19 protein-coding genes are annotated in these 23571 nt (G+C 74.6%); 13 read left to right on the top strand and 6 right to left on the bottom strand.

All coding sequences use genetic code 11. From position 1 onward, the window contains the following. Window positions 1–305 precede the first annotated feature (305 nt). A complete protein-coding gene (locus AB0C78_RS31740; RefSeq protein ID WP_360755002.1) occupies window positions 306–1517 on the bottom strand; it encodes an extracellular solute-binding protein in 1212 nt (403 codons plus the stop codon). A 450-nt stretch (window positions 1518–1967) separates the two neighbouring features. Then, window positions 1968–2312, bottom strand: a complete 345-nt coding sequence (locus tag AB0C78_RS31745) for a hypothetical protein (RefSeq protein WP_360755004.1) — start codon at window positions 2310–2312, stop codon at window positions 1968–1970. A gap of 470 nt (window positions 2313–2782) precedes the next feature. Here AB0C78_RS31745 and AB0C78_RS31750 point away from each other — a divergent pair, with 470 nt between their 5' ends. Beyond that, entirely contained in the window at window positions 2783–4261 is a 1479-nt protein-coding gene (locus AB0C78_RS31750) for a phospholipid carrier-dependent glycosyltransferase (protein ID WP_360755007.1), read from the top strand. Here the strand turns inward: AB0C78_RS31750 and AB0C78_RS31755 are convergent. Further along, a complete protein-coding gene (locus AB0C78_RS31755) occupies window positions 4197–5714 on the bottom strand; it encodes a CoA-acylating methylmalonate-semialdehyde dehydrogenase (RefSeq protein ID WP_360755009.1) in 1518 nt (505 codons plus the stop codon). The genes AB0C78_RS31750 and AB0C78_RS31755 overlap by 65 nt on opposite strands. Beyond that, on the bottom strand, window positions 5714–7045 hold the full coding sequence (locus AB0C78_RS31760; RefSeq protein ID WP_360755012.1) for an aspartate aminotransferase family protein: 1332 nt from the start codon (window positions 7043–7045) through the stop codon (window positions 5714–5716). The genes AB0C78_RS31755 and AB0C78_RS31760 overlap by 1 nt, the downstream gene beginning before the upstream one ends. A 172-nt stretch (window positions 7046–7217) precedes the next feature. On the opposite strand from AB0C78_RS31760, the gene AB0C78_RS31765 reads away from it, so the two are divergent. The 4 genes from AB0C78_RS31765 to AB0C78_RS31780 all read left to right on the top strand — a co-directional run bounded on the left by AB0C78_RS31765 (window position 7218) and on the right by AB0C78_RS31780 (window position 11741). Then, window positions 7218–8849, top strand: coding sequence for a PucR family transcriptional regulator ligand-binding domain-containing protein (locus AB0C78_RS31765; protein ID WP_360755015.1), 1632 nt, complete (start codon window positions 7218–7220; stop codon window positions 8847–8849). Between the two features lie 82 nt (window positions 8850–8931). After that, entirely contained in the window at window positions 8932–9711 is a 780-nt protein-coding gene (locus AB0C78_RS31770) for an alpha/beta hydrolase (protein ID WP_151545794.1), read from the top strand. 39 nt (window positions 9712–9750) lie between these two features. Further along, window positions 9751–10518, top strand: coding sequence for a methyltransferase domain-containing protein (locus tag AB0C78_RS31775; protein ID WP_360755017.1), 768 nt, complete (start codon window positions 9751–9753; stop codon window positions 10516–10518). 113 nt (window positions 10519–10631) lie between these two features. Then, a complete protein-coding gene (locus AB0C78_RS31780; RefSeq protein WP_360755152.1) occupies window positions 10632–11741 on the top strand; it encodes a glutamate--cysteine ligase in 1110 nt (369 codons plus the stop codon). A gap of 8 nt (window positions 11742–11749) precedes the next feature. Here AB0C78_RS31780 and AB0C78_RS31785 read toward each other — a convergent pair whose 3' ends face one another. Next, the gene (locus AB0C78_RS31785) at window positions 11750–12571 is read right to left on the bottom strand and encodes a helix-turn-helix domain-containing protein (RefSeq protein ID WP_360755020.1); all 822 of its coding nucleotides are present in this window, start codon (window positions 12569–12571) and stop codon (window positions 11750–11752) included. 65 nt (window positions 12572–12636) lie between these two features. On the opposite strand from AB0C78_RS31785, the gene AB0C78_RS31790 reads away from it, so the two are divergent. Together AB0C78_RS31790 and AB0C78_RS31795 are read left to right on the top strand one after the other, a co-directional pair. Continuing rightward, window positions 12637–13134, top strand: a complete 498-nt coding sequence (locus AB0C78_RS31790) for a class I SAM-dependent methyltransferase (protein ID WP_360755022.1) — start codon at window positions 12637–12639, stop codon at window positions 13132–13134. Window positions 13135–13190: 56 nt separating this feature from the next. Beyond that, complete coding sequence (locus tag AB0C78_RS31795) at window positions 13191–14072, top strand: lysophospholipid acyltransferase family protein (RefSeq protein WP_360755025.1); 882 nt, start codon at window positions 13191–13193, stop codon at window positions 14070–14072. A gap of 24 nt (window positions 14073–14096) precedes the next feature. On the opposite strand, the gene AB0C78_RS31800 is transcribed toward AB0C78_RS31795, so the two are convergent. Then, window positions 14097–14627, bottom strand: a complete 531-nt coding sequence (locus tag AB0C78_RS31800) for a WYL domain-containing protein (RefSeq protein WP_360755027.1) — start codon at window positions 14625–14627, stop codon at window positions 14097–14099. A gap of 197 nt (window positions 14628–14824) precedes the next feature. On the opposite strand from AB0C78_RS31800, the gene AB0C78_RS31805 reads away from it, so the two are divergent. The 6 genes from AB0C78_RS31805 to AB0C78_RS31830 all read left to right on the top strand — a co-directional run bounded on the left by AB0C78_RS31805 (window position 14825) and on the right by AB0C78_RS31830 (window position 23564). Then, on the top strand, window positions 14825–16075 hold the full coding sequence (locus tag AB0C78_RS31805) for a hypothetical protein (RefSeq protein ID WP_360755030.1): 1251 nt from the start codon (window positions 14825–14827) through the stop codon (window positions 16073–16075). Window positions 16076–16137: 62 nt separating this feature from the next. Next, window positions 16138–18516, top strand: a complete 2379-nt coding sequence (locus tag AB0C78_RS31810; RefSeq protein WP_360755155.1) for a tetratricopeptide repeat protein — start codon at window positions 16138–16140, stop codon at window positions 18514–18516. After that, window positions 18513–19949 (top strand): protein phosphatase 2C domain-containing protein, encoded by a 1437-nt coding sequence (locus AB0C78_RS31815; RefSeq protein WP_360755033.1) that lies wholly within the window; start codon window positions 18513–18515, stop codon window positions 19947–19949. The genes AB0C78_RS31810 and AB0C78_RS31815 overlap by 4 nt, the downstream gene beginning before the upstream one ends. Then, on the top strand, window positions 19946–21301 hold the full coding sequence (locus tag AB0C78_RS31820; RefSeq protein WP_360755035.1) for a VWA domain-containing protein: 1356 nt from the start codon (window positions 19946–19948) through the stop codon (window positions 21299–21301). The genes AB0C78_RS31815 and AB0C78_RS31820 overlap by 4 nt, the downstream gene beginning before the upstream one ends. Before the next feature lie 2 nt (window positions 21302–21303). Then, the gene (locus AB0C78_RS31825; protein WP_360755037.1) at window positions 21304–22026 is read left to right on the top strand and encodes an FHA domain-containing protein; all 723 of its coding nucleotides are present in this window, start codon (window positions 21304–21306) and stop codon (window positions 22024–22026) included. Then, window positions 22023–23564, top strand: coding sequence for a hypothetical protein (locus AB0C78_RS31830; RefSeq protein WP_360755039.1), 1542 nt, complete (start codon window positions 22023–22025; stop codon window positions 23562–23564). The genes AB0C78_RS31825 and AB0C78_RS31830 overlap by 4 nt, the downstream gene beginning before the upstream one ends. Window positions 23565–23571: the final 7 nt, after the last annotated feature.

Genomic DNA, 23571 nt, shown 5'->3' on the forward strand with positions numbered 1-23571 from the left:
GGCTCGCCTTCGGCTTCGCCCCCCAGCGGTCAGATAGCGCGCTCGCGTGCGGGCTCAGCTTGTCGCGTTAGGGCGGCTGCGGTCGCTGCGCACGGCTGGGGTAGTTGCGTTAGGGCAGCTGCGGTCGCTGCGCACAGCTGCGGTGGTCGCGTTGGGGCGGCTCGGATTGCTGCGCACGGCTGCGGTGGTCGCGTCAGGGCGGCTGCGGTCGCAGCGCACATCTGGGGTAGTTGCGTTAGGCGGCTGCGGTCGCTGCGTACGGTTGCGGTTCGGTGCGTTGGGGGGGCTGGGGGCTCTTGGGCGCTTCAGGCCTTGGTGGACTCTAGCCAGGTCTTGGTCCACTCGGCGTAGTCGGTGCAGTCGGTCTTCTTGGACTTGCCGCCGCAGACGCGGGTGGGGGCGTGCGCGAACATGATCTTGTCGATGTAGTCGCGGTCGCCGACGTGGAAGGCGCCGCAGAAGCCCGCGCGGAGGCGGTCGCCCGAGCACGCCTGCGGGTTGGCGGGCGCCACCCCCGTCCACTCGGTCACCTGCTGCTGGACGTCCGGGGACGCCGTCCACTGCAGCCACTGGTACATGCAGTTCGGATGCTGGACGCGGGCGCCGATCATCCAGGCGTCCATCCAGCCGGTGAGGCCCTCGGACGGCTCGGCGGCCTGGACGGGCTTGCCCGCGCGGTCCAGCACGTCCACCTGGTAGGGGCCCGCCTCGCCGAGCACGGCCGCTCCCCCGGCGAACGCGCTGATCGCGTCGGCGGGCTGCTCCCAGTACTTCAGCACGTGCGGGCGCTGCCGGGCGAGGACGCGGCCGGCGGCGGCGAGCTGGCGGGGTGACAGCGAGTACGGGTCGCCGATCTTGAGCTTGCGGTCGTGGCCCTTGAGGTAGAGCGCGGCCTCCGCGATCGACAGCGGGCTGTCCCGCACGATCAGCTTGCCGGAGTAGCGGCGGGCCTGCTCGGGGTCGAACAGCGCGGACCAGCTCGCCGGCGGCTGCACCGTCCGGGTGTCGTACATGAGGAGGTTCGCGCCCCAGACGTAGGGGACGCCGTAGTACTTGCCGTCCTGCTTCAGCAGGCCGCGCAGCTTCGGCTCCAGCTTCTTGTAGCCGTCCACGAGGCTGGTGTTGACCGCGGTGACCTGGTCCTCGGCGACGAGGCGGCCGGCGACCTCCGGCGGCGCGGCGACGCCGTCGTAGCGGCGGCCCTTGTCGCGCATGAGGTCGTACATCTCCTGCGGGGTCTTGACCAGCTTCACGCCGACCTTGCAGCCGGTGCGCTCCTGGAAGGGGGTGACCCAGTCCACCCGCGGGTCGGTGGTGCCGCTCTCCACGGAGCCCGGCAGCGCGAGCAGGTTGAGGCTGCCCTCACCGGGGCCGAGGGTGCTCGCCACCTTCGCGACGCCGATCGGCCGGGGGTCCTCGTCGCTGCACGCCCCGAGGCCCGCGGCCGCCACGACCGCGGCCGCCGCCAGCGCCGCCAGCCTCCCGCCGCCCGTCCGCCGGCCGGCCCTCCGCCGCATGTCGCTCCCGATCCCCTCCGCGGCCGTCCCCCGTCGCGGACGGACCCATCGGCGCAGCGTAGCGCCTCCGGCACCGCGGGGCTGTGCCCGCCCCGCCCGGGTCGCCGGCGGGAACGCGGTCCCGCCGCCATTCGCGAGGGTGCGGGGCGCCACCGGCAAGCCATTCGACGGTTTCCGGTGGCCGCTCTTCCGACTCGTGCCGCGAAGCGGGGGTATTACAGAAGATCGCGACTCTGAACGCCCATCCGAACGGCCCGGTCGGCCCGGCTATGCCGGACCATTCATAAAATCATTTTCGGTCCGTATACGGAACGGCACGGCCCCGGGAGGGCGGCGGGTGCCGGTGTCCGCGCCACACGGAGGTTGCTGGAGAGGGATGTGGCGCGGGCTGCCGCCCTTCCCGGGGCCGCGGCGGTGCCGGTGGACGTGGCGAGGTTGGGGAACAGCGGATCACCTTGCAGTGCTGCCTGGCCACGCGATCACCGGCGCCCGGCGCAGCGGCGGCGGTGTGACGCCCTCGAGACGGAGGAGATTCGAGGGACGCCGCGCGCTCTGCCGGGGGTCGCGGGACGGCCGGAGGCCGTCGTCGGGGGAAAGCCTGGGTGCGGTGTGCTTGACCACCTCGATCCGTGCGATGAGCGTCTGCGGGGTGTCGGCCTCGAGGAAGTCGCCGAGGTCGCGTTCGCGGGGCGGGAGCGCCCACCAGTGCCGGGTGAACGGCCCGAACCAGATCGTCCAGCCGGGGAACCGACGGCCGAGCGCGTCGACCTCCGCGGCATGGTCGTCAGCGGTCATAGCGCGGCTCTCCTGCTCGTCCCGTCCCACCGGTCACCGGAACGCCGGATCCCGTTCTGACTCCGGAGCCTGACTTTTAATTTCGCTCCTTTTAATTGACAGTGCGATTGTGTCGCCCGCCACAGAGCGCGTCAATGGGTGGAGCCATTATTCGTCGGCAGGGCCCGGACGAAAATCAACGACGGAAATCCACGGCCGTGGGAAAGTACCGGACACCGGCCCCGGCCTGCCGGTTCGCGCCGGGCGAGGCCGGGGCGGGTCACGGGCCGCAATCCCGCGTTCACCGCGGCGTCACCGGCCGCGGCTAGCGTGGCCGGACCAGCGTTCCGACATCGAGCACCGCGAGGCGGTCCCGCGTGCCGTCAAGGCTTTTTGCGCCATTTAATGCTATCTGGGCGTTTCGTCGGTATCTCCGCCACGCACCGTTCGTTCTCGCGCTCGCGGGCGGTGCCGCGCTGCGCTGGACGGCGGTGCTCGCCTACCCGCACGGCCTGTGGTTCACCGGCGACTCGTACTTCTACGTCGGCTACGCGCTGCGGCCCGCGCCGGCGCCCAGCAAGACGCTCGGGTACTCGTTCGTGCTGCGGCTGCTGGAGCCGCTGCACAGCCTGACCGCCGTCGTGGTCGCCCAGCACCTCATGGGCCTCGCGATCGCAGTGATGGCGTACGCGGTGCTGTGCCGTGCCGGGCTGCCCGCCTGGGCGTCCGCCCTGGTCACGCTGCCCGTGCTGTACGACGCGTACCAGATCGAGCTCGAACATCTGCTGATGTCCGAGACGCTGTTCATGTTCCTGATCGCGGGCGCGCTGACGCTGCTGCTCTGGCGCGTCCGCGACGGGCGGGCCCCGCCGTGGTGGACGGCCCTGGCCGCCGGCCTGCTCCTCGGCTACGCGGTGCTCGTCCGGTCGGCGGGCGCGCCGCTGGTCCCGGTCGTGCTGGTCTGCCTGCTGCTGTGGCGGCGCGGGTGGCGTCCGGCGCTGTCGTTCGGCGCGGCCGCCGCGGTCCCGCTCGTCGCGTACGCGCTGTGGTTCCACGCGGAGCGCGGCACGTACGCGCTCACCACGTCCGACGGCATCTACCTGTGGGGGCGGACGGCCGGGTTCGCGGACTGCGCGAAGATGCGCCCGCCGCCCGATGAGGCGGCCCTGTGCCTGCCCCCGGGGGCCGAGGAGCGGCGCGAGGCGCCGGGCCGCCTGATCTGGCGCGGCGACATCCCGCCCCGGCTGCTCATGTCACCCGTGGTGACCCCGGAGGCGAACAGCACGCTGCGCGACTTCTCCATCCGGGCGATCCTGGCGCAGCCCGGCGACTACCTGCAGGCGGTCGGCGAGGGCGTCGGGCGCGCCTTCAGCCCGCACCGGTACCGCTACCCGAACTCGACGACCGAGCGGCTCTACCACTTCCCCGACCGGCCGCAGCTGTTCCCGAGCGGTGTCGCCTACGCCTCCGGGCCCGGCGCGCCGGGCACCGTGCTCGCGGACGCGATGCGGTACGGCCGGACGGGCGCTCCGAGCGAGGTCGTCCAGCCGTACGCGAACCGCATGATCGGCTACCAGGAACGCTGGTTCCTGCCGGGACCGGCGATCGGCGCCGTGTTCGGGCTCGGCGCCGTCGCCGTCGCGGCGGCCCGCGGGCGGCGCCGCGAGGTCCTGATGGTGTGGGGGACGGCGGCGACGCTGCTGCTGTTCCCCATCGCCAGCGCCGACTTCGACTACCGCTACGTCGTGCCCGCGGTGCCGTTCGCCTGCCTCGCGGTGGGCCTCGGCCTGTCGGCGGTCCGCGCCCGCGCGGCCGGTGCGGAGACCGACCGCGCGGACGCCGATCGCACGGACGCCGACGCCGATCGCTCGGACGCGGAGACGGATCGCGCGGGCGCGGGGGCCGTCAGCCGTTGGTGGGGAACCCGAGGTTCACGCCGCCGTGAGAAGGATCGAGCCAGCGTGCCGTGACGGCCTTGGTGCGCGTGTAGAAGTGCACGCCCTCCATGCCGTGCGCGTGGCTGTCGCCGAACAGCGAGTCCTTCCAGCCGCCGAACGAGTAGTACGCCATCGGCACCGGGATCGGCACGTTGATCCCGACCATGCCGACCTCCACCTCGTTCTGGAAGCGGCGCGCGGCCCCGCCGTCGTTGGTGAAGATCGCGGTGCCGTTGCCGTACGGGTTCGCCGAGATCAGCTCCATGGCCTCCTCGTACGAGCCGGCCCGCACGACCGCGAGCACCGGGCCGAAGATCTCGTCCTTGTAGGCGTCCATCTCCGGGGTGACGTGGTCGAGGACGGTCGGGCCGAGCCAGAAGCCGTCGCCCGCGCCGCCGAGCACCGGCGTCTCGCGGCCGTCGATCGCGAGGGTGGCGCCCTGCGCGACGCCGCTGTCGAGGTAGGAGGCGACCTTGTCGCGGTGCGCCTCGGTGACCAGCGGCCCCATCTCCGACTCGGGGTCGTCGCCGGGGCCGATCTTGAGCTTCGCGACCCGCTCGCGGACCTTCGCCATCAGCTCGTCGCCGACCGGGTCGACGGCCACCACGACGGAGATCGCCATGCAGCGCTCGCCCGCCGAGCCGAAGCCCGCCGACACCGCCGCGTCCGCGGCGAGGTCCAGGTCGGCGTCCGGCAGCACCAGCATGTGGTTCTTCGCGCCGCCGAGCGCCTGCACCCGCTTGCCGTTCGCCGCCGCCGTCTCGTAGATGTACCGCGCGATCGGCGTGGAGCCGACGAAGCTGACGGCCTTCACGTCCGGGTGGTGCAGCAGCCCGTCCACCGCGGCCTTGTCGCCGTGGACGACGTTGAACACCCCGTCCGGCAGGCCCGCCTCGGCCCACAGCTCCGCGATCCGCACCGACGCCGACGGGTCCTTCTCCGACGGCTTGAGCACGAACGTGTTCCCGCACGCGATCGCCACCGGGAACATCCACATCGGCACCATCGCCGGGAAGTTGAACGGGGTGATCCCGGCGACGACGCCGAGCGGCTGCAGGATCGAGTAGGCGTCCACCTTCGTGGACACGTTCTCCGAGAACCCGCCCTTGAGCAGGTGCGGGATGCCGCAGGCGAACTCCACGACCTCCAGGCCGCGCGCGACCTCGCCCGCCGCGTCCGACAGCACCTTGCCGTGCTCGGCGGAGATCAGCGCGGCCAGCTCGTCGCGGTGCGCGGCGACCAGTTCGCGGAACCGGAACAGCACGGACGTCCGCTTGGACAGGGACGCGTCCCGCCAGCCGGGGAACGCGGCCTTCGCGGCGGCGACGGCCGCGTCCACCTCGGCGGCGGACGCGAAGTCGACGTGCCCGGCGACGCGTCCGGTCGCGGGCTCGTAGACGTCGCCGCGCCGGGCGGCGTCCCCGTCGAACGGCTTGCCGCCGATCCAGTGGGTGATGTGCTTGGTCTGGGACTCTGCGTCGGTCATCAGGCGGTCTTTCCGGTCGCGGCCTTCGCGGCGGCGTCCTCGGTCACGGACTCCAGCGAGGCGATCAGGATGCCGAGCCCTTCGAGGGCCTCGGCGTCGGTCAGGGTGAGGGGCGGGGCCATGCGCACCACGTTGCCGTACAGGCCGCCCTTGCCGACCAGCAGCCCCCGCTCGCGGGCCGCCTCCATCAGCGCGGCGGCCAGCGGCGGGCTCGGCTCGCCGGTCTCCGGGTCCGCGAGCTCGATCGCGAACATCAGGCCCTTGCCGCGGACGTCCTTGACGACCGGGAACCGCGCCGACGCCTCCCGCAGGCCCCTGATGATCGTCGTGCCCTGCTTGGCGGCGTTGGCCTGCAGGTCGTGGTCCAGGACGTAGTCGAGGGTGGCGTTCGCCGCCGCCATCGAGATCGGGTTCCCGCCGAATGTGGAGAGCCCGACGGCGTGCAGGGCGTCCATCAGGTCGCCGCGCGCGACGACGCCGCCGACCGCGAACCCGTTCCCGAGGCCCTTGGCGAACGTCATCATGTCGGGCGTCACACCGTGGTTGTCGATGCCCCAGAAGCCCTGGCCGGTCCGTCCCCACGCGGTCTGCACCTCGTCGGAGATGAACAGGATGCCCGCCTCGTCGAGGACCTCCTTGTAGGCGGCGAACAGGCCGTCCGGCGCCATCGTGAAGCCGCCGACGCCCTGGATCGGCTCCGCGATCAGCGCGGCGACGTCGCCGCCGGTCGCGGTCGCGAGGACGTGCCGCAGGTCCTGCACGCACGCGTCGATGTACGCCTCGTCGGACATGCCGGCGAACTGCGGGAGGTGGCGGTCGGCGCCGTGCAGGAAGTGCACGTTCAGCGGCGAGTAGGACAGGTTCGTCCAGGCCCGGTTGCCGGTGATGCCGGTCGCGCCGAACGAGCGGCCGTGGTAGCTCTGCCGCATCGCGAGGACCTGGTCGCTGCGCCGCGCGTACGCCGCCAGCAGCAGCGCCGTCTCGTTGGCCTCGGTGCCGGAGTTGGCGAAGAACACCTTCGCGTCCGGGATGCCGGACAGCCGGGCGATCTTCTCCGCCAGCTCGACCTGGCCGCGCAGCAGGTAGGCGGTGGAGGTGTGCACGACGCCGGTGGCGAGCTGCCGCTCCACCGCCTCCCGCACCTCGGGCACGTCGTACCCGATCATGTTGGTGAGGATGCCCGTGAAGAAGTCGAGGTAGGTCTCGCCCTCGGCGTCGGTCACGCGGTTTCCCTTGCCGCCGACGATCTCGATGGGGTCCTGGTAGTTGAGCGCCATCCAGGACGGCATGACCGCCCTGTGGCGCCGGAGCAGGTTCGCGTGTTCCGACATGGCCCAAGTCTCGTTCCGGCGGAACCGCGGGGCCAGCGGCAGAGTGTCACGACACCGGCCCGCCGGTTGACGGAGTGGAACGCGGCGTCCCCGGACGCCTCCCCCTGCCGCCTACACCCTGTAAACCTCATGGTCATCCCCGTTGACAGCCTGTCGGATATCATCGCGGGCGATGCTGCCCACACTCGACGACGTCCTCCAGCTCGACGCGGTCCGCCGCGGGCAGCCGCGCGTCGTCGCCGGCGCCGACCGAACCGGCAACCTCGTCCGCTGGGTGCACGTCGCCGAGGTCACCGACATCGCGCACCTGCTGCACGGCGGCGAGCTGGTGCTCACCACCGGCATCGCGCTGCCCGACGAGCCGGACCGGCTGCGCGCCTACATCGCCGACCTCGCCGAGGTCGGCGTCAGCGGCCTGATGATCGAGCTCGGCCGGCGGTACGCCAGCCGCCCGCCCGCCGCGCTGGTCGCCGCCGCCGAGGACCTCGGCCTCCCGGTGGTCGTGCTGGCGCACGAGCCGGCGTTCGTCGACATCACCGAGTCCGTGCACGCCCGGATCGTCCAGGAGCAGTTCGCCGAGCTGCGCGCCTCCGAGCAGCTGCACGAGATCTTCACCCAGCTGTCGGTGGAGGGCGCCTCCACCGACGAGGTCGTCCGGCAGGTCGCCGCGATCGGCGGGCACCCGGTCGTGCTGGAGAACCTGTCGCACCGGGTGCTGGCCGCCGACGCCGACGGCCGCGACCCCGCCGAGCTGCTGTCGGCGTGGGAGACCCGCTCGCGCGCCGTCCGGCCGCGGACCCGCACCGGCTACGACACCGCGTCCGGCTGGCTCGTCACCACGGTCGGCGCCCGCGGCGAGGACTGGGGCCGGCTGATCATCGTGCTCGGCTCGCCGCCGTCGCCGCGGGAGACCGTGCTGATCGAGCGGGCCGCGACCACCCTCGCGCTCGGCCGGCTGCTGGACCGGCACGCCGAGAGCGTCGAGCGGCAGGCGCACGGGACGATCATCGCCCGGATCCTCGCGCACGCCTACTCCGACCCGCAGGAGGCCGCCGCCCGCGCCCGCGCGCTCGGCGTGCCGCTGTCCGGTCGGCGGCTGCTCGGCGCGGTGCTGCGGCACCGCGGGTCCGCGCACGCGGCGCGGGGGTCGGCGCCGCCCGTCGGGGAGCTGTCGGCGCTCGCCGAGACGGCGGCCGCCGCCTGCAAGGACGCCCGCCTGCCCGCCCTCGTCGGCGTGCTGGACGAGGGCGGCCCGCAGGCCCGGGTCGGCGTGCTGGCCTCGCTGCCCGCCCGCGCGGACGCCGAGACCGCGCTCACCGACGTCGCCACCCGGATCCGCAAGCAGTCCGGCGGCGACACCGTGATGGCCGCCGGGTCCGTCGTGGAGACGATCCGGGACGTCCGCCGCTCGTTCCTGGAGGCCGAGCAGGTCGCCGACGTCGCCGCCCGCGGCTCCGGCGGCCGGCTGTTCTACCGGCTGCCCGACCTGCGGCTGCGCGGCCTGCTGCACCTGCTGCGCGACGACGCCCGCGTCCAGACGTTCGTCGAGCGGGAACTCGGCCCGCTGCTGGAGTACGACGCGCAGCGCGGCAGCGACCTCACCCGCATCCTGGAGCTGTACCTCGAATCCGGGCGGAACAAGGCCGTCGCGGCGCAGCAGGCCCACCTGTCGCGCCCGGCCTTCTACGAGCGGCTCCGCCGCATCGAGCGGGTCCTCGACGCCGACCTCGACGACGTCGAGTCGTGCGTGTCCTTCCACGTCGCGCTGCTCGCGCTCAGCTCCGTCCGCTGGGAACGCTCCTGACCGGCGCGGGGCGCCGGAGATCGGCGGCGGCCGATCGGCGAACGGGGAGCCCGGGGCTTACTCCGCGTTTACGCTTTCCAGCATGACGGACGCGGCGTTGCATGTTCATCGGTACGGAGATCCATCGGGGGCGCCGCTGGTCGCCCTGCACGGCGTCACGGGGCACGGGGCCCGGTGGCGGCGGACGGCCGAGCGGCACCTCGCGGACCGGTACACCCTCGCGCCCGACCTGCGCGGGCACGGCCGCTCCCCGCACGAGCCGCCGTGGGGCGTCGAGCAGCACGTCGAGGACGTCCTCGCGGTCATGGACGCCGAGGGCCTCGACCAGGCCGACCTCGTCGGGCACTCCTACGGCGGCATGATCGCGGTGCATCTGGCGCGGACCGCGCCGCACCGGGTGCGGCGGCTCGTCCTGCTGGACCCGGCGATCGGCCTCGACCCGGCGGAGGCCGCGCGGAACGCCCGCGGATACATGGCCGCGGTGTCGTTCGCGGACGCCGTCGAGGCGCGGGCGTCGCTGGTGGCGCGCTGGTCCCTGGCGTCCGAGGAGACCGTGAACGACGAGGTCGGCGAGCACCTGGAGCACGGCCCGGACGGGCGCACCCGCTGGCGGTACGAGCCGGCCGCGATCGTGACGGCGTACTCGGAGATGGCGCGCCCGCACGTCCCGCCGCCCGCCGACCTGCCCACCCACCTGGTGATCGCGACGCTCGCCGACCTGGTGCGGCCGGAGTTCGTCGTGGACTGCCGCGCCGCCCTCGGCCCCGGGCTGACGATCAGCGAGATCGAGTCCGGCCACATGCTCTACATCGACCGCCTGGAGGAGACCGGCGCGCTGCTGCGCACATGGCTCGCACCGTGAGCGCACACTCCCTCCACATCCGGCTGGTTTGATCACCGCATGGCAGCGAGCATCGACTACCTCGACCGGGTCGCCGCGACGGACGTGGCCGGCGCCTACAAGCGCCACATGCTGGAGGCCCTCGCCATCGAGCCCGGACACACGGTGCTGGACGTCGGCTGCGGTCCCGGCACCGACCTGGCCGCCCTCGCGTCCGCGGCCGGGCCGTCCGGCACCGTGATCGGCGTCGACCACGACCCGGCCATGGCGGACGAGGCGCGCCGCCGCACCGCGGACCTGCCCCGCGTCCGGGTGGAGCGGGCCGACGCGCACGCCCTCCCCCTGGACGCGGGCGCCGTGGACCGGGCCCGGATGGACCGGGTGATGATGCACCTGGACGACCCGTCCCGCGCCCTCGGCGAGCTCCGCCGCGTCCTGCGGCCGGGCGGGCTGCTGGCGCTCGCCGAACCCGACTGGGACACCCTCGCGATCGACCATCCCGACCTGGAGACGAGCCTCGCGTTCACCCGGTTCGTCGCCGAGAACGGCAACCGGAACCGGGCGATGGGGCGGCAGGTCCCGCGGCTGGCGGAGGCGGCCGGGTTCGCGGTCCGGTCGGTGCTGAACGCGGCGCCGGTGTTCCGCGACCCGGCCACGGCCGAACACGTGTTCGGGCTGCGCCGCAACACCGGCCGCGCCGTCGACGCGGGCCACCTGGACCGGGACGCCGCCCGCCGCTGGCTGGACCATCTGGACCGCGGTCCGGTCATGGTCACGGCCTCGTTCATCATCGTCCTCGCGGAAGCGGAACCCGGGGCCGTCCGCTAGCCCGCTCCCCTGGCCGCTTCACGCCGCCTCCGGCCGTCCGGGTGTCACCCGGAGGAGGTACTTCAGTGCGCTGAGGGCACAACCATCTAGTGACACTTCGCAGTTCGGTGGGTATGCGCACCTTCGGGGTGGAAGAGGAGCTGCTCCTCGTCGACCCCGTCAGCGGCGTGCCGCAGGCCGTCTCCGGCTCCGTCGTCCAGTACGCCCGCCGGCACGCCGAAGTCCTGTTCAACGGCGGCCGGCGGTCCGAACCGCTGGAATGCGAACTTCAGCGCGAGCAGTTGGAGATCTGCACCCCGGTTTGCAGCACCCTCGACGAGGTCTCCGCGCACGTCAGGTCGGCGCGGCAGGCGGCGGCGCAGGCCGCGGCGGGCGTCGGCATCACGGTCGCCGCCCTCGCGACCTCCCCGGTCACCGTCCGCCCGTCGCTGTCCCCGTCGCACCGCTACCGGCGCATGTCGGACACCTACGGGCCCACCGCCGACGAGCAGCTCACCTGCGGCTGCCACGTCCACGTGGGCGTCGCGTCGCCGGACGAGGGCGTCGCCGTCCTCGACCGGATCCGGCCCTGGCTGCCGCCGCTGCTCGCGCTCAGCGCCAACTCCCCGTTCTGGCAGGGCGCCGACACCGGCTACGACAGCTGGCGGCACCAGGTGTGGGGGCGGTGGCCGTCCAGCGGCCCGACCGAGCTGTTCGGCTCCGCGAAGGCCTACCGCGCGACCGTCGAGGCGCTGCTGGCCACCGGCGCGCTCGTCGACGAGGGGATGATCTACTACGACGCGCGGCTGTCCCGCCGCTACCCCACCGTGGAGATCCGCGTCCCCGACGTGTGCATGCGCGCCGACGACGCGGTGCTCATGGCCGCCCTCGTCCGCGCCATGGTCGACACCGCCGCCGAGTCGTGGCACGCCGGCGAGCCGCCCGACCCCGTCCGCGCCGACCTGATGCGGCTGGCGATGTGGCGGGCCGGACGGTCCGGGCTGCGCGAGGACCTCGTGCATCCCGCGACCCGCCGCGCGGCTCCCGTCCACGAGGTGGTCCGCGCGCTGCTGGAGCATCTCGGCCCGGCGCTCGACCGCGCGGGCGACCTGGAGACCGCCACCCGGCTGCTGCACGGCCTCCTGGAGCGCGGCAACGGCGCCCAGCTGCAGCGCGCCGTGTACGCCCGCACCCGCGACGTGACCGCCGTCGTCGCCGACGCCGTCGGCCACACCACCGCCTGAACGCGGGGTCAGGAGCGGCCGAGGAGGCGCAGGAGTCCCGGATCGGTGGCGAACAGCCGGTCGATCTCCTCGGCGCCGACCCGGTCCGCGAGGATCTGCAGGGCGATGTCCTGCCGCACGTACTCGGCCGCCATCAGCGCGACCGCCGGGTCCGCCGTGTAGATCCCCCACGCCGCGCCCTCGCCGAACCCGCCGACGACGGCCTCCCGCCGGTCCCCGACGACCACCAGGAGCCGGTACCCGAGATCCTCCAGGACGGCCTCGGGCGCGGAGTACCGGTGCCGGTAGACGGCACCCGTCCCGTCCCCGCCGAACGGATCCTCGCCGAACGAGACCACCGACACCTCGACGTCCCGTCCGGCGGCGTCGACGACGGCCTCCCGCAGCCGCGCCATCTCCTCCGGCCACACCGACATGACCAGGCCGCGCCGGGCCCCGGCGATCACGTCCTCGGCCCGGTCCAGCATGGCCTCGGCGTCCTTCAGCCCGTGGATCAGGTGCCCTTCCGGGGCCGCCGCCACGGCCGGCAGCGCCGACCGCAGCACGGCGACCGACCCGTCGAACTCCCGCCGCATCCGGTCGAGGAGCGCCTCGGGCGGCAGCGGCAGGTACTCGGTCGCGTCGGACGATCCCCGCAGCTCGTAGGCGGCGCCCCGCGCCACCAGCTTGCCGAGCGTCTCGTAGACGGTGCTGCGCGGGACCCCGGAGCGCTTCGCCACCTCGTACCCGTTGACCGGCCTGCCCGCCCCGACGAGGGCGACGTACGCCTTCGCCTCGTATCCGGACATGCCGAGCCGCTGCAGATGCTCAAGGACGTCCCGCGCGCTCACCGCCGCAATGGTAGTTCTCCGCGCGCACTCCGTCGCCGGACAGCGCGCGGTGCCAGAATCCCGGCATGGAACGGCGGCTGGACGACATGACGCTGGAAAGGTCTCCGGTGGTGGCCAACTGCGCCATGAACCGGGAGCGCACGCTGAGGTCGTACGGGCGGGAGCTCGGGATCGACGTGCTCACCGAGCTCGGCGGCGCCTGGCTGGACCTGTGCTGCGGCGCGGGACGGGCGCTGGCGGAGGCAGCCGGGCAACGTCCGGACGCGCGCATCACGGGCGTCGACCTGACCGGCCACTTCCTGCCCGCGGCGAGGGCCGTGCGGCTCGTCACCGCGTCCGTCGCGGAGTGGGCGCCGGACGAGCCGTACGACCTGATCACGTGCGTGCACGGGCTGCACTACGTCGGCGACAAGCTGCGCGTCCTGGCGCGGGCCGCCCGGATCTCCCTGCGGGGGCGGCGGGAGGTGCGGCTCCCCTACCGCTACCTGGGCGCCGACGACCAGGCCGGTCCGAACTACACCGGGCAGCCGGCGGTCGACTCGTTCTACGCGCCGATTCTGTAAGCGTGCACTGACCCTCGGGTCAGGAGCGCGGGTCGGCCTGCCTTACGATCGGCGCCATGGCCTCCCCACTCGACTGGACCCCGCCGTCCGGCGCGCTGATCCGCGCCGCGAGCCTGGCGCTCGAGCCGTGGCGCGCGTACACCTCGCCCGTCTTCCACGGCATGGAGAACGTGCCCGAGACGGGTCCGGCGCTGCTGGTCGGGAACCACACGGTGTACGGGGTGGTCGACGCGCCGCTGATCTTCTTCGAGATCCACCGGCGGCGCGGGGTGTGGGTGCGGTCGCTGGCCGACCACGCGCATTGGCGGATCCCGGGCTGGCGGACCGTGATGGACATGGGCGGCTCGGTCGACGGGACGCGCGACAACTGCCGCGCCCTGCTGCGGGACGGGCAGATGGTCGTGGTGTTCCCCGGGGGCGCGCGGGAGGCGACGCGCGACCGCGCCGACCGGTACCGCCTGCAGTGGGAGGGCCGCCTGGGCTTCGCGCGCCTCGCCGTGGAGGCGGGCTGCCCGATCATCCCGTTCGGGTCGGTGGGGGTGGAGGAGATGTTCACCACCGTGCTGGACCCGGGCAGCCCGCTGCTCGCCCCGGCCCGGCTGCTCGGCCGCGCCGTCCTCGGCGAGCGCGGCATGCGCGACGACGTGCTGATGCCGGTGTCGCGCGGCGTCGGGCCGACGCCGATCCCGCGCCCGCAGCGGCTCTACTTCGGCTTCGGCGAGCCGATCGACACGGCGCTGTGGGCCGGCCGCGCCGACGACGACCGGGCGGTCACCGAGGTGCGCGACCTGACCCGCAAGGCCGTCGAGGAGATCATCCTCGGGCTGCGCGCCGAGCAGCGCGACGACCCGTCGCGCACGCCGGCGGGCCGGGTGGCCCGCACGGCCGGCCGCCTGCTCGGGCAGGCCGTGCGGGGCGGGCGCCGCGCCCTGGGCTAGCGGCGGCGCCCGCCCGGGCCCGCGTCAGGCCGCGTGCGCGGCCCGGCGCTGGAACGGCAGGTAGCGGTCGGCGCGGCGGGGACGCGAGGGCAGGCCGGTGGACTCGACGGCGAGGATCCGGTCGAAGCGGAAGGCGCGGACGCCGCGCCGCATGCGGCACCAGCCGACGAGGTACCAGTGGTCGCGGTGGACGAGGCAGGTGACGGGCTCCACCTCGCGGATCGTCACGTTCGCGCCGGCGTCGCCGTAGCAGAGCCGGACGACGCGGTGCTCGGTGATGGCCGCGGCGATCACGCGGGCGCGGTCGGCGGTGGAGGCGTCCAGGGGCGCGGTGAGGGTGGCCAGGGTCGCGGCGACGACGTCGTCGTGGCCGGCCGGGTCGAGGAGGGTGCGCAGGGCGCGGCGGGCGGTGGCGGCCTGCGGGCCGGCGCCGAGGTGCGCGAGCGAGAGCGCGAGGGCCGCGATCTCGGCGGCGGTGAGCACGGTGTGATCGAGGACGGTGCCGGCCGCGTCGTGCGCGGGGGTGGTCCGAAGGTGCGTCGCAACGTTCGCCATGGTTCGATCATACGTTCGAACACTGACATTTCGCAGTGGCCGGAACGCCCGGAAAGCGTCACCTGACGCAGGGCGGGCGGCACGGCGCGCCCCGATCGCGGGCTCGCTTGAGATGCCCACGGTGCATGGTGAACACTGTGCCCAAAACGTGCTCTATTCGGGGGAATCGGGGGCGAACACATGATCGTGGACGGGCGGTGAACGACGCGTGGGCGGGCCGTCCCCCCTTGGACCGGGACGGGGCGGACCGGGCGCTGGCACACCTGCGCGATGAGAAGGAGCGCATCAGCACGGCGCTCCTCGACCTCGAGGGGCACCAGGGCTACCAGCTGCTGGACGGCGCCGCGCTCGACGGGAGGACGCGGCGCGTGCAGGCCGAGGTCCGGGCGCGGATGGCGGAGATCTGGGCGCTGTTCGACCACTACGGCCGCACGCTCGGCGAGGCGGAGCGGCTGCGCGCCCGGCACTCGCGGCCGGACCGGGCGCAGCTCGCCGAGCTGACCCGGCTGCTGGCCGGGCCGTCGGTCGAACTGCCGGCCGAGGAGGTCCCGCTGGAGCGCCGGACGCTGCTGGCCGGCCCGTCCGGCGAGAGGCTGACGCTGCAGGCGGTCGTCGCGCGGATGACGCCGCTGTACGAGGACGTCGCCAAGACCGTCGCCGCGCTCGACGCCGTCTGGTCGGCGCTGCTGTCCCGGCTCGCCGAGGTCGAGGAGGAGCAGCGCGCCGCTGCCGGCCTCCTGGCCTCGCTCGGCGGGACGGACCCCGACCTGGAGCGGCTGACCGCAGAGCTGGAGGCCGTCGCCGCGGTCGTGCGCGGTGATCCGTTGGCGCTGGCCAAGGGCGGTCGCGCCGACACCGGCCGCCTGGACGCGCTGCGCACCGCGCTCGCGGACGTGCGCCGCGGCCTGGAGGAGGCGCGCCGGCTGCGCGACGGGTTCGCCGACCGGATCGCCGGGATCGCGACCGTGCTCGACGCGCTGCGCGGCGCCGAGGCGGAGGCGCGCCGCGCCCGCGACGAGGTGCTCGCGAAGATCGCCTCCCCGGTCCTGCCCGACCTGCCGGACATGTCCGCCACGCTCGCCGACCGGCTCGCGGCCGTCGGGCGCCCCCCGCACGGCACGGCGGCGCGCGCCGGCGGCTGGAACGACCTCGCCGGCCGGGTCGCGGACCTGGAACGCGCGATGAACGCCGCGCTGGACCAGGCCCGCCGGGACGTCGAGGTGATCCGCGGCCTGCTGGACCGGCGCGAGGAGCTGCGCGGGCGGCTGGAGGCCTACCGGGCGAAGGCCGCCCGCCTCGGCGGGGCCGAGGACGCCGAACTCGCCGCGATCTACGAGCGGGCCCGCGAGCTGCTCTGGACCTCGCCCTGCGACCTGCGCGAGGCGACCGTGACGCTGTCGGGATACCAGCAGGCCATCACCTCGCGGGCGAAGGGAGCGCAACGTTGAGCCAGTGCACCGCGGCGGGCTGCGGCGGAACCATCGAGGACGGTTACTGCGTCATATGCGGCATGCCGCCCGCCTCGCCGAGCCCGTCCCCCACGTCCGGTTCGCCCGCGTCCGGGTCCGGCGCGCCGGACGCCTGCACCCAGCCGGGCTGCTCCGGCACCATCGTCGACGGCTACTGCGACGAATGCGGCTCCGCCGCCGCCCCGGCCGCCCCGGCCGCCCCGGCCACCTCGACGCCCTCGGCGCAGGGGCCGTCCGCCCCGCCCGATGACAAGTGCCGCCAGCCCGGCTGCTCCGGCACGATCGTCGACGGCTACTGTGACGAGTGCGGCTCGCCCCCGGACCAGCCGTCCGCCTCCACCGGGACGAGCGGGACGACCCGGACGGGCAGCACCCGCACCGGCTCGTCGCGGTCGTCCGGGCGGCGCGGGATGCTCGGCGCCGGGCTCGTCGAGGTGCCGCGCGTCCCGTACCGGGACCCGTCGTCGGCGGTGATGAGCGACCCGCAGGTCGCGGAGAGCAAGCGGTACTGCTCCAACTGCGGCGAGCCCGTCGGGCGCGGCCGCCCCGACCGGCCGGGCCGCACCGAGGGGTTCTGCCCGAAGTGCGGTACCGGGTTCTCCTTCACGCCGAAGCTCGCGGCCGGCGACCTGGTCGCCAACCAGTACCGGGTGCTCGGCTGCATCGCGCACGGCGGCCTCGGCTGGATCTACCTGGCGCAGGACGAGCGGGTCAGCAACCGGTGGGTGGTGCTCAAGGGCCTGCTGGACACCGGCGACGCCGACGCCCGGATCGCGGCGGAGGCCGAGCGCGCCTACCTCGCCGCCGTCGACCACCCCAACATCGTCAAGATCTACAACTTCGTCGAGCACCAGGGCGACGACTACATCGTCATGCAGTACGTCGGCGGGCAGTCCCTCAAGGACATCCTGCTGGAGCAGCCGCAGCCCGCCGGCGAGAAGCACCTGCCGCTCCCCCAGGCCATCGCCTACGCCCTCGAGGTCCTGCGCGCGTTCGACTACCTGCACGCCAACGGGCTGGTCTACTGCGACTTCAAGCCGGACAACGTCATCCAGTCCGAGGAGGAGCTGAAGCTCATCGACCTCGGCGGCGTCCGGCGGCTGGACGACCCGGACGGCGCCATCTACGGCACGATCGGCTACCAGGCGCCGGAGATCGCCGACGCCGGCCCGTCGGTCAGCTCCGACCTGTACACGGTCGGGCGGGCGCTGGCGGTGCTGAGCTTCCCGTTCAAGGGCTACACCCGGGCCTATGCCGAGAGCCTGCCGCCGCGGGACGAGGTGCCGCTGCTCCGGGAGTTCGAGTCCTACGACCGGTTCCTGCGCCGGGCGACGCACAGGGAGCCCAAGGAGCGGTTCCAGGACGCGGCGGAGATGGCGGAGCAGCTCACCGGCGTGCTGCGGGAGGTGCTCGCCGCCGAGGAGGGCGCGCCGCGTCCCGCGCCGTCCGCGCTGTTCGGGCCGGAGCGCTTCGACCCGTGGATGGCGGGCGACCTCGCGGCCGAGTCCGCGCTGCCGCCCGTCCCGCCGCCGCTCGCGGCGGGCGCGCTGCCGGTGCCGCTGGTGGACGGCTCCGACCCGGCCGCCGCGTTCCTCGCGGGGCTGACCGCGCTGGACGACGAGCAGCTCGGCCCGGTGCTGGAGAACGCGCCGGAGCGCACCCCCGAGGTGATGCTGGCGCTCGCCCGCGTCAAGATCGAGACGGGCCGGGCGGACGAGGCGTCGGCGCTGCTGGACGGGCTCGCGCAGAGCCTTCCCGGCGACTGGCGGGTGGACTGGTTCCGCGCCGTGGCGCTGCTCGCCGAGGGCAGGGTCGCCGAGGCCGAGCCGCGCTTCGACCGGCTGTACGGGCTGCTGCCGGGCGAGGCGGCGCCGAAGCTCGGCCTCGCGTACTGCCGCGAGCACTCCGAGCCGGACGAGGCCGTCCGGCTGTTCGAGCTGGTGTGGCGGACCGACCACGGCTACCTCACGGCGGCGTTCGGGCTGGCCCGGGTGCATCTGGCCGCGGGCCGCCGCGCGGCGGCGGTGCGGGCGCTGGACGCGGTGCCGAAGATCTCCATCCGGTACGTGCCCGCGCAGATCGCGGCGGTCGCGACGGCCGTGCGGGGCCGCCCGCCCGCGGACCTGACGGCGGCCGAGCTGGTCGCGGCGGGCGAGCGGCTGGACGCCCTGGACCTGGACGACGAGCGGCACGACCGGCTCGCCGCCGAGATCCTGGAGGCCGCGCTCGACTGGCTGCCCGCCGGGTCCGGCAACGGCGCGCGGGGCGGTGCGCTGATGGGCGCGCCGCTCGCCGAGACGCCGCTGCGGCGGCGGCTGGAGCGCACGTACCGGGAGCTGGCCCGCCGCTCCCGCGACCGCGGCGAGTCCCGCCTGCTCATCGACTCCGCCAACGCCGTACGCCCGAGGACGCTGCTGTGACCGACGACCCCACCGCCGACCCCGCTCACGGCACCGCCGACGGCACGGCCGCGGCCAAGCCCGCCGAACCGACCTGCCCGGTGTGCAGGGAGATCGTCTACCCGGGCTACGTGTTCTGCGAGAACTGCGGCCACAAGCTCGGTGATCCGCCGCCCGGGGAGCCCGGGGAGAGCGCGGCGCCCCGGGAGGGGGCGACGATCCGGCAGAGCTCCGCCTCGCTCGCCCGGCGGCGGGCCGCGGCGTCCGGGGCCCGGCCGTGCCCGGAGTGCGGCGGCGCGGCGATCGACGCGGACGGCTACTGCGAGCGCTGCGGCCTGCGCCAGCCCGCCGAACGCGACCACATCGAGATCGGGCTTCCAGCCGCCGGGGCGGACGCGAACGGGTCCGGCGCGCTGGTGGCCGCGGGCGCCAGCGACCGCGGCAAGCGCTACAGCCGCAACGAGGACGCGCTCGCCCTCGCCGCGCACGCCGCCGGCGTCGTCGCGGTCGTGTCGGACGGGGTCGGCTCGTCGCAGCGTCCGGACGAGGCGTCCCGCACGGCGGCCGACACCGCCGCCGCCGAGCTGGCGGCGCTGCTGGACGCGGGCCGCGACCCCGAGGACGCGACCCGCTCCGCCGCGCTGAAGGCGGCCGGCGCGGTCGCCGCGCTCGCCGCGTCGCCGTCGGAGGCGCCGTCGTGCACGTACGTGTCGGCGGTGACGCGCGGCGGGGCCCTGACCGTCGGCTGGGTGGGCGACAGCCGCGCCTACTGGCTGTCCGCCGACGGCGGCGGGACGGCCGAGACCGGCCGGGAGGACACCCGGCCGGACGCGACGCGGCCGGACGGCCTCGGCCCCGACGACACCGAGCCCGCCACCGGCGACACCGAGCCGAGCACCGGCGACATGGCCGAGCTGGGCGCGTCCCGGCAGCTCACCGAGGACGACTCGTGGGCCGCGATCATGGTGGCGCAGGGCGCGCTGACCGAGGCGGAGGCGGAGGCGCACCCGAACGCGCACGTCATCACCGCGTGGCTGGGCGCCGACGCGGGCGAGGTCCGGCCGCACGTCGCGACGTTCCGCCCGACCGGCCCCGGCACGCTGCTGGTGTGCAGCGACGGCCTGTGGAACTACTTCCCGGCCGCCGCCGACCTGGCGTCCCTCCTCGGCGGCCCGGGAGGCGGCCCCGCGGAACCCGCGCAAGAACCCGCGCAAGAACCCGCGGCCGCGACGAGCGAAGCCCCGGAGGGCGGCGCCGGAGGAGGACCGGAGGGCGAACCGGCGGGCGGCGAGCGGCCCGACCCGGCCGCCGACCCGCTCGGCGCCGCGCGGACGCTCGTCCGGCACGCCCTCGACGCCGGCGGGCGCGACAACATCACCGTCGCGGTCATCCCCTTCCCCTCTCCCCCAGTCCCCCCGCGCACGCACCCCGAGAGCACGGAGCAGCACCGATGAGCGAGCAGCCGCAATTCACGATCAAGGTCGACCAGAACAAGTACCTGCCCGCGGGCGGCCGCGAGGTGCACGCCATCGTGTCCGTCGAGGCGACCGGCCCGGCGCTGCCGTCGCCGGCCGCGGTGGACGCCGCCGTGGTGATCATCATCGACACCTCGGGCTCGATGTCGTACCCCGACAGCAAGCTGCGCGCCGCGGTCGCCGCCGCGCAGACCGCGGTGGACACGCTGCGCGACGGCGTCGAGTTCGCGATCGTCTCCGGCTCCAACTCGGCGTCGATGGTGTTCCCGCAGCAGCCCGGCCTCGTCAAGGCGACGGACGGCACCCGGCAGCGCGCCAAGCAGGAGCTGAAGAGGCTGAAGGCGTCCGGGGGCACCGCGATCGGGTCGTGGCTGCGGCTCGCCGACCAGATCTTCGACGCCCGGCCGGGCGCGATCCGGCAGGCGATCCTGCTGACCGACGGCAAGAACCAGCACGAGACGCCCGAGCAGCTCAACGCCGCGCTGGCGCGCTGCGCGGGCCGGTTCGTCTGCGACTGCCGCGGCATCGGCACCGACTGGGAGGTCGCCGAGCTGCGCCGGATCGCGTCCGCGCTGCTCGGCAGCGTCGAGTTCATCCGCGACACCAACGACCTCGCCGCCGACTTCCGGGCGATGACGGAGGCGGCGATGGGCAAGGCCGTCGCGGACGTGGCGCTGCGGGTGTGGACGCCGAAGACCGCGACGCTGAGGTTCGTCAAGCAGGTGATGCCGTCGGTGGACGACCTCACCGGCAAGCGGACGGAGTCGGCGGCGCAGGCCGGCGACTACCCGCTCGGCGCGTGGGGCGCCGAGAGCCGCGACTACCACGTCTGCGTCGAGGTGCCGCCCGGCGAGGTCGGCAAGGAGGTCCGCGCCGCCTGGGTGAAGCTGGTCGTGCCGGGCGCCCCCGGCGAGGAGGCGCAGGTCCTCGCGACCGGGAACGTGCTCGCGCAGTGGACGGACGACGAGGCCCTCTCCACCAAGATCAACCCGCGGGTCGCGGACTACACCGGGCAGGCGGAGCTGGCGCAGGCCATCCAGGAGGGCCTGGAGGCCCGCGGGAAGGGCGACGTCGACACCGCCACCGCCCGGCTCGGCCGCGCGGTCGTGCTCGCCGACCAGGCCGGCAACGAGGAGATCACCGCGCTGCTGCGGCGCGTCGTGGACGTCGTCGACCCCGCCACCGGGACCGTCCGGCTGAAGCGCGACGTCGACAAGGCCGACGAGATGACGCTCGACACCCGGTCCACCAAGACCGTCCGGACGCGCGGGGCCGAGACCCCGACGACCCGCAAGGACGAGACGGTGCCGACGCGGCGGGGCGAGGGCTGAGCATGGCGATCTGCCCCAACGGACACACCTCCCAGTCCGCGGACTACTGCGACGAGTGCGGCGAGCTCATCGGCGCGCCCCTGGCCTCCCCCGCGTCCCCGTCCGGCGGGGGGACCGGAGCGTCGCCCGCCCCGGCCGGAGCACGGGTCTGCCCGGACTGCGGCGAGCCCGGCACCGACCGGTTCTGCGAGATCTGCGGCTACGACTTCGCGACCGGCGGCGGCCGGCCCACCCCCGACCGGCCGGGTCCCCCGCCGCCCGGCCCGGACCGGCCCGACCCCGCACCGCCCGGCCCGGGCGTGACGGGCGGGACGGGCTGGACGGCCGTGGTCGCCGCCGACCGCGAGTACTACAACGCGGTCATCGCCGAGGAGGGACCGGACTCGGCGACGCTGGCGTTCCCGCCCTACGCGCCGGAGCGGCGGATCCCGCTCGCCGGGCAGCAGATCCGCATCGGGCGGCGGAGCTCGGCGCAGCCGTCCCCGCCGGAGATCGACCTGCGCGAGCCACCGGAGGACCCGGGCGTCTCGCACGTGCACGCGGTGCTGCTGGCCAAGCCGGACGGCTCCTGGACGCTCGTCGACCCCGGTTCCCGGAACCGGACCTGCCTGAACGGCTCCACCGAGCCGATCCCGCTGAACGAGGAGGTCCCCGTGGCCGCGGGCGACCGCATCCACGTCGGCGCCTGGACCACCATCACGCTGACCAGAGACGAGGCGCTATGACGGCCGTCCAGCAGGCGCCGGCGGGTCCGCCGGGCGCACCGTCCAGGGGTCCCGCCGGGGCCGCCGCGGCCCGCGGCGGGGAGGCCGCGCCGCCCGAGCGCCCGTCGCAGCGGCGGCTGCGGCGCGCGGCCCCCGCCGAGCCGTCGGGCATCGCGCGGGCGCTGCCCCGCACCGTCGCGGGCCGGATCCGGGCGCTGACCGCCGCGGTCGCCGTGGTGCTCGTGGCGCTGCTCGTGGTGGCGTGGGCGGCGATCGCCGACGCCCGCGACGGCGTGCAGGTGATCGGGAAGGACGCGGGCCCGCAGGTCGTCGCGACCGGCGACATGTACTTCCAGCTGTCGGACATGGACGCCCAGCTGGCCAACGCGCTGCTCGCCGGGGCCGCGCCCGGCGGCGGCCGCGACCAGGCCCTCGCCCGCTACGACGAGGACCGGCAGCGGGCCGGCGTCGCGCTGCTGAAGGCGGCGAAGCTCGCCGACGAGACGACCGAGGACGACACCGCCCGCGAGCTGCTGGACGGCATCGGCCGCTACGAGCGGCTCGCCTCGCAGGCGCTGCTGCTCGACGAGCAGTCGGGCCGCACGTCCGGGCAGCCGCCGAAGAAGGTCCTGGACCTGTACCGGCAGGCGACCGACATGATGAAGCTCGACCTGCTGCCCAAGGCGTACAACCTGACGCTCGACAACGGCACACTCGTCCGGCACACCTACGAGGAGAAACGCTCCGACGTCCGGTCGGGCGCCCTGTGGGTCATCGTGACCGGGATCGTGCTGCTGGCCGTCCTGCTCGGGCTGCAGGCGTACCTGGCTCGCCGCTTCCGGCGGCTGCTGAACCCGGCGCTGGCGGTCGCCACGCTCGGCGCGCTCGTCCTCGTCGCCGCCTGCGCCGCGATGCTCTCCGGGCAGGCGGACGACCTGCGCCGGGCGAAGGAGCAGGGCTTCGACCCGATCCTGTCGCTGTCGCGGGCGCGCGCCATCAGCAACAGCGCGAACGCCGACGAGACGCGCTTCCTGCTCGACCCGGCCCGCGCCGACACCTACGAGCAGGTGTACCTGAACAAGTCGCAGACCGTCCTGTACCTGAAGGCCGGGAACCTCGACGAGTACAACGCCGCCGTGCAGAAGGGGCTGTCGTTCGAGCCCGGCCGCGCGCCGTTCCTCGGCTTCCTCGGCGCGGAGGCCGGCCGGGCCGCGGACGCCGACCGGCCCGCCGACACCGACGACGCGCTGAGGCGCGTGCTGGCCGACTACCAGAAGGTCCAGCAGAACGACCACCGGATGCGGGCGCTGGTCGACGGCGGGCAGCGGGCGCAGGCCGCCGCGGCGCGCGGCGCGGCCACCACCGACTTCACCCGGTACGACAAGGACATGCAGTCCCTCATCGGGATCCACTGGACCGCGTTCGAGGACGCCGTCAAGGACGGCGAGCACGGCACGGGCGGCTGGTACGCGGTGCTGCCGGTCGCGGGCGTCATCATCGTCGCGCTCGCGCTCATCGGGGTGCGTCCGCGCCTGGCGGAATACCGGTGGCAGCGATGAGAAGGCG

The sequence above is a fragment of the Actinomadura sp. NPDC048394 genome (assembly GCF_040651755.1).
Classification (GTDB): Bacteria; Actinomycetota; Actinomycetes; order Streptosporangiales; family Streptosporangiaceae; genus Spirillospora; species Spirillospora montaniterrae.

Excerpts from the sequence above, each read along its gene's own strand:
- AB0C78_RS31740 (WP_360755002.1), bottom strand. The coding sequence starts at position 1,517 with ATGCGGCGGAGGGCCGGCCGGCGGACGGGCGGCGGGAGGCTGGCGGCG.
- AB0C78_RS31745 (WP_360755004.1), bottom strand. The coding sequence starts at position 2,312 with ATGACCGCTGACGACCATGCCGCGGAGGTCGACGCGCTCGGCCGTCGG.
- AB0C78_RS31755 (WP_360755009.1), bottom strand. The coding sequence starts at position 5,714 with ATGACCGACGCAGAGTCCCAGACCAAGCACATCACCCACTGGATCGGC.
- AB0C78_RS31760 (WP_360755012.1), bottom strand. The coding sequence starts at position 7,045 with ATGTCGGAACACGCGAACCTGCTCCGGCGCCACAGGGCGGTCATGCCG.
- AB0C78_RS31765 (WP_360755015.1), top strand. The coding sequence starts at position 7,218 with ATGCTGCCCACACTCGACGACGTCCTCCAGCTCGACGCGGTCCGCCGC.
- AB0C78_RS31770 (WP_151545794.1), top strand. The coding sequence starts at position 8,932 with ATGACGGACGCGGCGTTGCATGTTCATCGGTACGGAGATCCATCGGGG.
- AB0C78_RS31775 (WP_360755017.1), top strand. The coding sequence starts at position 9,751 with ATGGCAGCGAGCATCGACTACCTCGACCGGGTCGCCGCGACGGACGTG.
- AB0C78_RS31780 (WP_360755152.1), top strand. The coding sequence starts at position 10,632 with ATGCGCACCTTCGGGGTGGAAGAGGAGCTGCTCCTCGTCGACCCCGTC.
- AB0C78_RS31790 (WP_360755022.1), top strand. The coding sequence starts at position 12,637 with ATGGAACGGCGGCTGGACGACATGACGCTGGAAAGGTCTCCGGTGGTG.
- AB0C78_RS31795 (WP_360755025.1), top strand. The coding sequence starts at position 13,191 with ATGGCCTCCCCACTCGACTGGACCCCGCCGTCCGGCGCGCTGATCCGC.
- AB0C78_RS31800 (WP_360755027.1), bottom strand. The coding sequence starts at position 14,627 with ATGGCGAACGTTGCGACGCACCTTCGGACCACCCCCGCGCACGACGCG.
- AB0C78_RS31810 (WP_360755155.1), top strand. The coding sequence starts at position 16,138 with ATGCCGCCCGCCTCGCCGAGCCCGTCCCCCACGTCCGGTTCGCCCGCG.
- AB0C78_RS31820 (WP_360755035.1), top strand. The coding sequence starts at position 19,946 with ATGAGCGAGCAGCCGCAATTCACGATCAAGGTCGACCAGAACAAGTAC.
- AB0C78_RS31825 (WP_360755037.1), top strand. The coding sequence starts at position 21,304 with ATGGCGATCTGCCCCAACGGACACACCTCCCAGTCCGCGGACTACTGC.
- AB0C78_RS31830 (WP_360755039.1), top strand. The coding sequence starts at position 22,023 with ATGACGGCCGTCCAGCAGGCGCCGGCGGGTCCGCCGGGCGCACCGTCC.